Genomic DNA, 11,010 nt, shown 5'->3' with positions numbered 1-11,010 from the left:
GCTCATGGTTTGGCGGACTGCTCGCGCAGGCATTGCGCCATCAGCTGCGCCGCCTCGCCCATGCGCGGCCCGGGGCGGGACATCACGTCGCTTTGCGCCGCATCGAACACGCAGACGCGCTTGTCGCGGATCGCCGGGATGCGCTCCCAGCCGGGGCGCTGGAACAGCCCGTCGGCATTGCGTTTGCCAATCATGATCAGCTGCGGGCCGGCACGCACCACGTACTCGGGGCTGATCTTGGGGAAGGGGCCCATTTCGGGCGTGATGATGTTGCGCAGGCCCAGGCGAGCCATGGTCTCGCCCATGAAGGACACCGGCCCGGCGGCGTAGGGCGAGCGGTCGACCTCGTAATACACCAGGGTGCCACGCGCCGCGGCCGGGATGCTTTGCGCGGCGGCGCCGACCTGCGCATCGACGCGGCGCCAGATCGCCTGGGCATCGCTCACCTGCAGCAACTGCCCGAGCTTGTCGAGCAGGCGTTGCACATCCATATACGAGCGCGTTTCCAGCGTCACCACGGTCAGACCGAGATTGCGCAGGCGGTCGGTGACGCGCGAGGAGGGCGCCAGCAGCACCACATCGGGTTTGAGCGAGACGATGGTCTCGACCTGGGTGTCGTCCAGGCCGCCCAGCTTGGGCAGCTTGTTGACCTGGGCCGGGAAGTTGGAATAGCGGTCCACGCCGACCAGGCGGTCGCAGGCGCCCAGCTCGCAGACCGTTTCGGTCAGCGAGGGCAGCAGCGTGACGATGCGACGCGGCGCCTGCGTCCAATGCGTGATCTTGCCGAGGTCGTCCTTCAGTTCGACCTTGGTCTGCGCCTGCAGCGGAGCCGCCAGCAGGCCCAGGCCCAGACTCAATGCCCACAGCCAGAGGCTGGGCTGCGCAAGGGAATTCGATCTCATGGTGCAGGTCTCTCCTGGTGTACCGGCCGCGTCCAGGCCTGGCCGGCCACCATCAGGGTCAGGTCTTGACAGCGGCCGGCCACGGCCTGGTTCAGCCGGCCCAGCTCGTCGACAAACTCGCGCACCTCGCGGCCCAGCGGCGACACGCCCCAGCCCGTCTCGTTGGAGACGAAGATCACCGGCGATGTCAGGGCCGGCAATGCGTCGAGCATGGCGCTGCGCTCGGCCTCCCAGCCCCGGCGATCCGGCTGCCCATGCATGGGCATCAGCCAGTTGGTCAGCCACAGGGTCAGGCAGTCCACCAGCAGCAGCCGGCCGGGGGCACTTTGCGCCCGCAGCGCCTGGCTCAGTGCCAGCGGCACCTCCACCGTATCGAAGCGCGCGGGGCGGTCGGCGCGGTGACGGGCGATGCGCTGACGCATCTCCTCGTCCCAGGCCAGTGCGGTGGCGAGCACGCAGACGCCATGCTCCGGCGCGGCCGCCAGCCAGCGCAGCGCCACGGCTTCGGCATGACGGGTCTTGCCGCTGCGTTGTCCGCCGACGATGAGCTGGTGGGCGGCCATGGCGCTCAGAGTGCCGGGGTGTAGCGCAGGCCCATGAACAGGGTGCGCGGCGCCTGGGCATAGCCGTTGGCCGTCTGGTAGGCGCGGTCGAAGGCGTTGTCCAGATTCAGCTGCAGGCGCAGATTGGCGTTCACGCGGTATTGCGCGTCCAGATTCAGCAGCGCATAGCCGGCCAGGCGGGTGGTGTTGGCGTTGGTGTCCCAGCGCTTGCCGCTGAGCTGGCTCTGGCCGCCCAGGGTCCAGTCGCCCCATTGCTTCTCCACGCGCAGCGAAGCATGCTGCTTGGCGCGCCGGCCCAGGGTCTTGCCGCTCAGCACGTCCTTGGGGTCCTGGAAGTCCAGCGAGCCCGAGAGCTTCAGCCCCGCCAGCTCGGTGCTGCCGCTCAGGCTAACGCCGCGCAGACGCACCTTGGCCAGGTTGCCGTAGCAACCGTCCCAGGGATCGGGCTTGGCGGGATTCACGGTTGCCGCGCAAAGGCTTGCGAACTGGTTGTCCCAGCTGATGAGCTGCTTGATGCGGTTGTTGTAGATGGTCAGGCCCAGCTCGTGCGCGCCTTGGGCGTAGCTCAGACCGAACTCGGCGTTGCGGCCCTTCTCCGGATTCAGCGCCGGCAGGCCGGCGCGGGGGCCATAGGCGCTGAAGCTCTGGTACAGGGTGGGCGCGCGGAACGCGTTGGCGGCGCTGGCCCACAAGCGCAGGGCGGGCACCGGGCGCCAGCCTGCGGCCAAAGTGCCGGTGTTGATGCCACCGAACTCGCTGTCCTGGTCATGCCGCAGATGTACTTGCGCATCCCATGCGGCCTGGCTCAGCAGGTAGCCCAGGGCCGCAGCGTTCTGATGGCGCTCAGCCTGGCCGCTGCTGGACTGCAAGCTGGCGTTGATGAGCTTGTCCTCGCGCCGCTCCAGCAGCACATTGAGCTGGCCCGGGCCGAGCTTGAGGCTGTTGTGCAGGGCGTAGTTGCGCACCAGGGTTTCTGTCAGGTAGGCGTACTGCGTCTTGGTTTCGTAGCGGTCGCGCGATTCGCCCACGCTGAGCTCGGAGTTCCAGGCCTCGCTCCACTGCGCGCTCCAGAACGCGCGGCTGGCGCGCAGGTCGTGGATATTGCGGTCGTTGACACCTGGCTTGGGCTTGGCGCTGGCGTCGTAGCCGCTCTCGGCATGGCTGCTGCTGCTCAGCAGTTCCACGCGCTGGCCCTTGGCCAGCTGATAGCCGACGCGGGCGTTCAGGTTGTGGTTGCGCCAATCGTCGCGATCCGGCGTGTAGCCGGGGTCCTTGGGGTCGAAGGCAACCGGGCGGGCATTGAAACCATCGGCAAACTCGGCGGCAAGGCTGAAGGCATAGTCCAACTGGCCCAGCATGCCGCCAACGCTCAGGTCGCCCTTGACCATGCCCAGGCTGCCGATGCCGCCGCCGAATTCGACAAAGGGCTTGGCGCCGCCCTTGCGGGTGAAGATCTGCACAACGCCGGCCACGGCGTCGGAGCCGTAGAGGCTGCTGGCCGCGCCACGCAGGATCTCGACACGCTCGATCAGGGCCAGCGGCATGCTTTCCCAGGTGGCGCCACCGGAACCGGATTGGGTGTCCATGCGCACGCCGTCAATCATCACCACGGTGTGCTGGGTGTTGGCGCCGCGCAGGAACAAGGAGGTGGTGGCGCCGGGGCCGCCGGGGCGCGCGAATTCGAAACAGGATTGCTTGGCAAGCAGATCCGCCAGGCCGCCGAAGGCCTGACGCTCGATGTCGGCGCGGGTGAGCACGGTGACATCGGCAAGGGTCTGGTCCAGGCGGATGCTGGAACGCGTGGCGGTGACCTGCACCTGATCCAGCTTGTTGGCAGCCGGACCATTCTGGGCCAGCGCGGATTGGGGCCATGCGACCGCAGCGGCGGCCAGGGCCAGCAGGGTACGGGCGTAGGTGGACGCGGGCAGTGAAGCCGCGTGTGCGGAGAAGGAAAAGCTCATGGAATCCAGACAGCAAATTGCCAGGTGCCAGCTTCCCCGCAGGCCCCTGTAAATCGACGCATCGCGCCGCGATGCATCACCTGTTGGCCGGTATCCGGGCTGGTGGATTCAAGCGCCGCGTCCTTCCCAGCGCGTGTGACGCGCCAGTGGACTGCAGTACGGGCCTTGGAGCGCTGAGGGCTCCATCCACTTACCGTTGCGGGGACAGCTCAGGTTGGGTCTGCCTCGGCGAGGCGCGCCCTTCTGATTCCCGTTTAACTGCCCAGACATGAATGGCTGGGCGAGCACCAACAAGCGGCATTCTAGCCGGGCTTGGCTGCCTTGGGCTTCTTTGGCTTCTTTGGCTTCTTGGGTGGGGTGGGGGCGCTGGCCGCCTGGGCCGGGCCGCTGTCGCCACCGCGCTGGCCATGGATGCCGCCGGCCCGCGCGGCCTCGCGGCGCTGCTCGGCCTCGCGCTTGAGGCGGGCCTGCTCCATCGCATGGGCCTGCTTGGCCTCCTGCGCGGCGCGCTGCCTGGCCTCGGCGCTCTGCGCGGCTGAGGGCTGGTCGTATTGCAGGGTCTGCGTGCTGGCCTTGGCATCCGCCGGGCAGGGGCTGCCGCGCAGCTCGCGCCCCTCTGGGCCGCAGCGGTAAATCGTGGTGTTCTGTGGCCGGGTCTGCGCCTGCGATCCGCCGCTGCAGGCTGCCATCAGCGCGGTGCAGAAAAGGCGGACTGCCAGGTTCATGATGAGACTTCGGCGCCAACGGGTGCCGGCGGCCTGGGTGGTTTGGGCCGCGGCGGCTTGGCATGGATCTTGGCCAAGGCCTTGTCCATCTCGCCCCTGAGCATCAGCTCCACCGCCTGGTAGGACTTGCCTATGCAATCCTCCACCGCCTGGCGCTCCGCCAGCGGCGGTTTGCGCAGCACATAGCTGGCGACCTCGGCCTTGATGCCGGGATGGCCGATGCCGAGACGCAGACGCCAGAAGTTAGGCGAACCGAGCTGGGCCTGCATGTCCTTGAGCCCGTTGTGGCCGCCGTTGCCGCCGCCCAGCTTCATCTTCATCTCGCCGGGCGCGATGTCGAGCTCGTCGTGAATGGCCAGGATTTCCTCGGGCGCGATCTTGAAGAAGCGCGCCAGCGCCGCCACCGATTTGCCGCTGAGGTTCATGAAGGTCATGGGCTCCAGCAGCCAGATCGGGCCGGGCGCGCCGGGTGCGTTGTTGACGCGCGCCACCAGGCCGTAATAGCTGCGCTCCACCTGCAGCTGGGCACCCAGGCCGCGCGCCAGGCCGTCCACCCACCAGAAGCCGGCGTTGTGGCGCGTGTCCTCGTATTCCGGCCCGGGATTGCCCAGGCCCACAAAGAGTCGAATCATGGCGGGGATTATCGGTGCGGTCGCACAAGAAAAAAGGCCCTGCAGAGCAGGGCCTTCGTGCCATTGAGGCAGGCTCTAGCAAGAATTACTTCTTGCCCTTCTTCTTGCCCTTGGCGTCTTCGACCGGGGCGGCTGCCACCACGATCTCTTCGGTCACGGGCTCAACCGGCGTGGCGACCACGGGGTTGGGCTTGCCGCGGGTCACGACCTTGATGTGGTCGGCCAGCTTGATGTCATTGACGTGCACCGAGTGACCCTTGGTCAGGTTGCTCAGGTCCACTTCGATGAACTCGGGCAGCTGCTGGGCCAGGCAGGTGATTTCCAGCTGCGTCAGCACATGGTTGACGGTGCAGTGGTCCAGCTTGACGGCCGGCGAGTTCTCTTCGCCCACGAAGTGCAGCGGCACCTTCTTGGTGATCTTGGTGGTGCTGTCCACGCGCTGGAAGTCCACGTGCAGGACTTGCGGCTTGTAGGGGTGCATCTGGTAGTCGCGCAGCAGCACTTGCGAGACGGCGCCGTTCAGTTCCATCTCGAGGATGGAGCTGTGGAAGGCTTCCTTCTTCATGGCGTGGAACAGCGCGTTGTGGTCCAGCTCGATGGTGGCGGGTTCGCCAGCGCCGTACACAATGCCGGGCACCTTGCCCGAGATACGCAGGCGGCGGCTCGCTCCGGTCCCCTGCAGCTTGCGCTCGAAAGCGGTGAATTTCATAGGTTTCTCCAAAATGGATAGAGCACCCGCGACCAGGTGCTCAAGGAATGTGATCTTGCGATCACGGCTCATCGCGCCACGCCCGCGAGGGCCTGGCACCAATGTCTTACTAGAAGTTGTTGTTCTGCTCGCTAAACAGTGAGGTCACCGACTCGCCGTCCGAAATGCGGCGAATCGTCTCGGCGAACAAAAAGGCCACCGACAGCTGGCGGATCTTGCCGCAGGCCTTGGCCGCGTCGGACAGGGGAATGGTGTTGCTGATCACCACCTCGTCCAGGTGCGAACCCGAGATGCGCTCGATCGCCGGGCCCGACAGGATGGGGTGGGTGCAATAGGCAAACACGCTCTTGGCGCCGCGGTCCTTCAGCACCTCGGCCGCCTTCACCAGCGTGCCGGCGGTGTCGATCATGTCGTCCATGATGACGCAGTTGCGGCCGTCGATTTCGCCGATCACATGCATCACTTCCGAGACATTGGCGGCCGGGCGGCGCTTGTCGATGATGGCCAGATCGCAGCCCAGCTGCTTGGCCAGAGCGCGGGCGCGCACCACGCCGCCGACGTCGGGGCTGACCACCACCAGGTTGCTGTAGTTGCGGGCCTTCAGGTCCGACAGCAGCACCGGCGAGGCGTAGATATTGTCGACCGGAATGTCGAAGAAGCCCTGGATCTGGTCGGCGTGCAGGTCCATGGTGAGCACGCGCTCGACGCCCACGGTTTCCAGCAGATTGGCCACCACCTTGGCCGAGATCGGCACGCGCGTGGAGCGCGGGCGGCGGTCCTGGCGGGCATAGCCGAAGTAGGGGATCACCGCGGTGATGCGGCGTGCGCTGGCACGCTTCAAGGCATCGACCATGATGAGCAGTTCCATCAGGTTCTCGTTCGTGGGCGCGCAAGTCGGCTGGATCACGAACACGTCGCGGGCACGCACGTTTTGCTGGATCTCGACCGTCACCTCGCCATCGGAGAAGCGGCCGACCACGGCTCGGCCGAGGTCTACGCCCAGATGGGTGGCAATTTCTTGGGAGAGCACCGGGTTTGCATTGCCGGTGAAGAGGACGGTGTTGAGCAGCACGAGCGGGCCATCCTTTGAATCAATGGCCCCGCGGCCAGCCCTGCGGGTCCCGGAGAAGAAGAAAAAATTTGGCAGGGGCGGAAGGATTCGAACCTGCGCATGTCGGAATCAAAATCCGATGCCTTAACCAACTTGGCGACGCCCCTACACAGGACACTGCAGAGCTGCAGCACCCCATAACTTTACTCAGTCTTCAGCCCATTCGCGAAGCGGATGAACCTCCAAACTGCGGCATATTTTCCCAACCCATGCCGGAGGAAGATCCCCCAGGTATGTTGCCACAGGCTGGCTCGATATACCGATTTCCTTGCTCACCAGTGCGAACACCGCGCTGCCCGAGCCCGTCATCCGGCTGTTGCCGAAGCGGTCTTGCAACAGCCTTAGTGCGTGACTTACTTCGGTACTGTGATGCTCGGCGGCGGCTTGCAAATCATTGCGACCCCAACCTTGCGTCACGCTGGCAAGCCAGTCAGACCTCGTTTTGTCTTCGCTGCTATTGTGTGCAGGAAAGCCCGCTACTATAGCCACGCTTTTCGATCTCTGCAAGCGCTGCGACGAAAATATTTCCTTGGTGCCTATGCTGGCGGCCGGTTTGAGTACCGCCAGGTACTGGCTTGGCAGGGAGATGGGGTGCAGGATTTCGCCCACGCCCTCGACAAAGGCGTTGCAGCCGCCGAGGAAGAAGGGCACATCCGCGCCCAGGCTCAGGCCCAGGGGCAGCAGGCGCGAACGCGGCCAGTTGAGGCCCCAGAGCCGGTTCAGCGACAGCAGAGTGGAGGCGGCGTCAGAGGAGCCTCCGCCCATGCCGGCGCCGGCGGGCAGTCGCTTCTCAATATGGATGTCCGCGCCCAGGGTGCAGCCGCTCTCGCGCTGCAGGGCGCGTGCGGCGCGCAGACAGAGGTCGTCGGGGGGCAAAAAGGCGTCGCCCTGGTCATGGCGCTGCAACAGGCCATCGCCGCGGGCTTCGAAATGCAGGGTGTCGGCCCAGTCGATCAGCACGAACACCGATTCGAGCAGGTGATAGCCATCGGGTCGCTTGCCCACCACATGCAGAAAGAGGTTGAGCTTGGCCGGGGCCGGGACGTCGTAGAGCGCTTGCATGACGGCAGTATCGGCAGGGATCAGGGTTTGGGGTCGAGGCGCACACGCAACGTGGCCTCGGGTTCGGCGCTGCGCCTGGCCACAATCAGGCCCTCGGCATAACGACTCAGATCCACGGCCCAGCCAAGTTGGATGAAGCCCTGCTCGCCAATGGGCCGATGTGCGGCCTGCGGCCAGGGGCGGCCCTGCAGCCAGTCGAACATGGCGGCGATGGGAATGGCCTCGCCCAGCAGTTCGCGGGTGAGGGCGTCGAGGTCGTCGAAGCGGCGCTCATCGTTGGGTGTCTGCAGCAGCACCTCGCTGCCGTTCCAGCGCGCGCGTGCCAGCAGGCTGCCCAGCGGCGTGCTGAGCTCCAGCTGCCCGGCCAGGGCCGAGCCCTGCAGCTCGAAGCCGGCATTGCCGCCCTGGGCGCGCGCGCCGTTGAGTGCCGCCACCTGCACGCTCAGGCGTCCGCTCAACTGCAGGTCTTCGGCCTGGGCCTGATAGGCTTGTGGCTGCGGCGGCACGCTGGCGCAGGCCACCAGGGCTAGGCAGGCGCAAAGCGCGAGCGCGGGCCTCACAAGCAAACGAAGGGCCGCTCCCGAGTTTGCTTGACCCCCTCGGGGGGCCTGACGCGAAGCGGCAGGTCTGGGGGCGATCATGGCTTGGCTTTGAGGCGCTGCATGGTTTCGCGCAGGGCCTCGTTCCTGGGATCGCGCTTTGTACCCTCGGCCCAGATGCGTTTGGCCTCGTCGTGCCGGCCGGCGGCCCACAAGACCTCGCCCAGGTGGGCAGCGATTTCGGCGTCGGGGCGCGAGCCATAGGCTTGGCGCAGCAGGCGCTCGGCTTCGTCGAGCTTGCCCATGCGGTACTCGACCCAGCCCATGCTGTCGACGATGAAGGGCTCCTGCGGCGCGAAGCTGAGCGCCTTGGCGATCAGCTCACGCGCCTCGGGCAGGCGCTGCTTGCGATCGGCGAGCGAATAGCCCAGTGCGTTGTAGGCGTGGTAATGGCTGGGGCGCAATTCGATCACCTTGCGCAGCAAGGCCTCCATCTCGGTCATGCGCCCGAGCTTCTCGGCCATCATCGAGCGCTCGTAGATCAGGTCGGCATCGTCGGGGAAGCGCTCGCTGGCCTTGTCCAGCACCTCCAGCGCCGGCGCCCATTCGCGCGCATCGCGCAGCAGCTGGGCCTCGGCCAGCAGCTTGGCGCGCAGGTCCTGTTCGCGCTCGCCGGGCAGGGCCTGGATCAGCTGGCGCGCCTGTGCCAGCTTGCCCTGCTTGGCCAGCAGCGAGGCGCGGCGCAGCTGGGTTTCCGTCTGGCGCTGCGGCGCATCCACGCGCAGCAGCCAGGCCTCGGCCGCCTTCAGGTCGCCGCGCATCTCGGCGGCCTGGGCCAGCAGCAGCCAGGCCTGCTGACGCGCATCCTTGCCGGCGTCGCTGAGCTCGGGCTCGTTCGCCTTGTTCTCGCCCTCCAACCGTTTCAGAAAACTGCGCAGCGCGCCGTCGGCCGCCTCGGCATGGCCCAGTTCCAGCTCCAGCGAACCCAGCGCCAGCCAGGACGAGGGGTTGTCGGGCATTTGCTCGGTCAGCAGGCGGAATTCGCGCGCGGCATCGGCCGGGCGCTGGGCGCGTGCCAGGGCGCGGCCGTAGGCCTGGCGCAGGCCATGGTTGTCGGGCTTTGCCTGAAGGGCCGAGCCGACCAGGGCCTCGGCCTCGGCGCGCTGCCCCATCAGGTCCAGGGCCAGGATCAGCGGCTCCTCGGCGTCGGGGAATTCGGCAGCGGCGCTGCGGGTCAGCGTCATCGCCTCGTCGACCTCATCGGCCATCTGCTCCAGCTTGGCCAGCACCAGCATGCCCATCATGCGGGTGTCGGCCTGCTGGGCGGCGGCAAGCAGCACGGGCTTGAAGCCTGCCAGCACCTGCTTGGGCTCGGGCGCGCGCTGGAACAGCTGGGGCAGCGATGCCAGCACCGCGCCGCGCTGCGCGGCCGGGGTCAGCGCCAGCAGCGCTTTCAGCGGCGCGGCGGCCTCGGCCGGCTTGTTGAGCAGGGCCAGCAGCTGCAGCAGCGATTGATGGGCGTCGATGGAATCGGGCGCAGCATCGCGCCAGGCCTTGGCGGCGATCAGCGCCTGCTCACCGGCGCGGGCCTGCAGGGCAATGCTCACGACGCGCTTGAACAGGGCCTGGTCCTGGGTGCGGCGCGCCGCGTCCAGCAGCACCTGGTAGGCGGTGCCGGCCTGGCCGGCATTGAGCTCCAGCTCGCCGATCAACAGCTGGTAGAACAGCGGCGCATCCATCGCCGAGTTGCTAACGACCGCGGCGGGCTGTGAGTCGGCCTCGCTGGCGGCCCAGGCCGGAGCGGCGCAGCCCATCAAGACGGACAGTATGGCCGGCGCCCATAGGGGTTTGGCGAGCGTTCGGCGGTTCGAGGCGGGCATGCGGGCTCCTGGAGAACATGGGCCCGCGCTGCGGCCTGGCCCTTGCGGGCATTCTAGGCAAGCGCTCGCTCGTATCATGAGTCATGCCTGAATTGCCCGAAGTCGAAGTCACGCGCCGCAGCTTTGCCGATGCGATTGCCGGCGCCCATGTGCTCGAACTCAGGCTGGGTAAGCCACTGCGCTGGCCGCTGGGTATTGCGCCGCAAAGCCTGGTGGGGCGGCGCGTCGGCGAGGTGCGGCGGCGCGGCAAATACCTCTGGTTGCCGCTGGAGCCGGGCGGGCTGCTGCTGCATCTGGGCATGTCGGGCTCGCTGGCCTTTTTTTGCGAGCATGCCCCGCCCGCCGGGCCGCATGACCATTTTGAATTGCTCACCAACCGCGGCAGCCTGCGCCTGACCGATCCGCGCCGCTTTGGTGCGGTGGTCTGGTCGGATGCCCTGGATGCCGACCCGGCCGCCAAGCTGCTGGCCGGCCTGGGGCTGGAGCCCTTTGACGCGCGCTTCGATGGCGCCCATCTGCATGCCGGCCTGAGCGGCCGGCGCGTCGCCATCAAGCAGGCCCTGCTGGCGGGCGACATCGTGGTGGGCGCCGGCAATATCTACGCCTGCGAGGCGCTGTTTCGCGCCGGCATAGACCCGCGCCTGCAGGCGCAGCGCCTGAGCCGCCCGCGTGCGGCCCGCCTGGCGCTGGCGCTGCGCGAGATCCTGGCACAGGCGGTGCAGGCGGGCGGCACGACGTTGCGCGACTTCAGGGACGCACATGGCGTGGCCGGCAGCTTCCAGATGCAGGCCCAGGTCTATGGGCGCGAGGGTGCACCCTGCCAGGCATGCGGCACGCCGATACGCCGCATCGTGCAGGGCCAGCGTTCGAGCTATTTCTGCCCGTCCTGCCAAAAGCGTTGAAAGAAGCGTTGAGAGAAGCGTTGA

At 67.2% G+C, this 11,010-nt stretch carries 11 protein-coding genes, 1 tRNA gene and 1 riboswitch; of the genes, 1 reads left to right on the top strand and 11 read right to left on the bottom strand.

Annotation, left to right across the window (positions count from 1 at the left end):
• Positions 1 to 2: 2 nt before the first annotated feature.
• The 11 genes from WG898_RS08250 to WG898_RS08200 all read right to left on the bottom strand — a co-directional run bounded on the left by WG898_RS08250 (position 3) and on the right by WG898_RS08200 (position 10,084).
• On the bottom strand, positions 3 to 902 hold the full coding sequence (locus tag WG898_RS08250) for an ABC transporter substrate-binding protein (protein ID WP_339602295.1): 900 nt from the start codon (positions 900 to 902) through the stop codon (positions 3 to 5).
• Positions 899 to 1,465 carry a bifunctional adenosylcobinamide kinase/adenosylcobinamide-phosphate guanylyltransferase gene (gene cobU / locus WG898_RS08245; protein ID WP_339602294.1) on the bottom strand — a complete coding sequence of 189 codons (567 nt, stop codon included), beginning with the start codon at positions 1,463 to 1,465 and terminating at the stop codon, positions 899 to 901. Before cobU ends, WG898_RS08250 begins: the two co-directional genes overlap by 4 nt.
• Before the next feature lie 5 nt (positions 1,466 to 1,470).
• Positions 1,471 to 3,426 carry a TonB-dependent receptor plug domain-containing protein gene (locus WG898_RS08240; RefSeq protein WP_339602293.1) on the bottom strand — a complete coding sequence of 652 codons (1,956 nt, stop codon included), beginning with the start codon at positions 3,424 to 3,426 and terminating at the stop codon, positions 1,471 to 1,473.
• A 68-nt stretch (positions 3,427 to 3,494) separates the two neighbouring features.
• Positions 3,495 to 3,733: riboswitch (cobalamin riboswitch) on the bottom strand.
• Positions 3,729 to 4,151, bottom strand: coding sequence for a hypothetical protein (locus WG898_RS08235; RefSeq protein WP_339602292.1), 423 nt, complete (start codon positions 4,149 to 4,151; stop codon positions 3,729 to 3,731). (Overlaps the previous riboswitch by 5 nt.)
• A complete protein-coding gene (gene pth, locus WG898_RS08230) occupies positions 4,148 to 4,783 on the bottom strand; it encodes an aminoacyl-tRNA hydrolase (RefSeq protein WP_339602291.1) in 636 nt (211 codons plus the stop codon). Before pth ends, WG898_RS08235 begins: the two co-directional genes overlap by 4 nt.
• 85 nt (positions 4,784 to 4,868) lie before the next feature.
• Entirely contained in the window at positions 4,869 to 5,492 is a 624-nt protein-coding gene (locus tag WG898_RS08225) for a 50S ribosomal protein L25/general stress protein Ctc (RefSeq protein WP_339602290.1), read from the bottom strand.
• 109 nt (positions 5,493 to 5,601) lie between these two features.
• A complete protein-coding gene (locus WG898_RS08220) occupies positions 5,602 to 6,564 on the bottom strand; it encodes a ribose-phosphate pyrophosphokinase (RefSeq protein ID WP_339602289.1) in 963 nt (320 codons plus the stop codon).
• Between the two features lie 69 nt (positions 6,565 to 6,633).
• Positions 6,634 to 6,710: transfer RNA gene (locus tag WG898_RS08215), tRNA-Gln, on the bottom strand.
• Between the two features lie 40 nt (positions 6,711 to 6,750).
• Positions 6,751 to 7,665 carry a 4-(cytidine 5'-diphospho)-2-C-methyl-D-erythritol kinase gene (ispE, locus tag WG898_RS08210; protein ID WP_339602288.1) on the bottom strand — a complete coding sequence of 305 codons (915 nt, stop codon included), beginning with the start codon at positions 7,663 to 7,665 and terminating at the stop codon, positions 6,751 to 6,753.
• Between the two features lie 20 nt (positions 7,666 to 7,685).
• Complete coding sequence (locus WG898_RS08205; protein WP_339602287.1) at positions 7,686 to 8,225, bottom strand: outer membrane lipoprotein LolB; 540 nt, start codon at positions 8,223 to 8,225, stop codon at positions 7,686 to 7,688.
• Positions 8,226 to 8,302: 77 nt separating this feature from the next.
• On the bottom strand, positions 8,303 to 10,084 hold the full coding sequence (locus tag WG898_RS08200) for a tetratricopeptide repeat protein (protein WP_339602286.1): 1,782 nt from the start codon (positions 10,082 to 10,084) through the stop codon (positions 8,303 to 8,305).
• An 83-nt stretch (positions 10,085 to 10,167) separates the two neighbouring features.
• On the opposite strand from WG898_RS08200, the gene mutM reads away from it, so the two are divergent.
• A complete protein-coding gene (mutM, locus tag WG898_RS08195; protein WP_339602285.1) occupies positions 10,168 to 10,986 on the top strand; it encodes a bifunctional DNA-formamidopyrimidine glycosylase/DNA-(apurinic or apyrimidinic site) lyase in 819 nt (272 codons plus the stop codon).
• Positions 10,987 to 11,010 lie beyond the last annotated feature (24 nt).

Source organism: Paucibacter soli (assembly GCF_037482845.1).
GTDB classification, from domain to species: domain Bacteria; phylum Pseudomonadota; class Gammaproteobacteria; order Burkholderiales; family Burkholderiaceae_C; genus Paucibacter_B; species Paucibacter_B soli.
The sequence above is the reverse complement of the archived record's forward strand: the minus strand, read 5'-3'. Positions and strand labels throughout refer to the sequence as shown.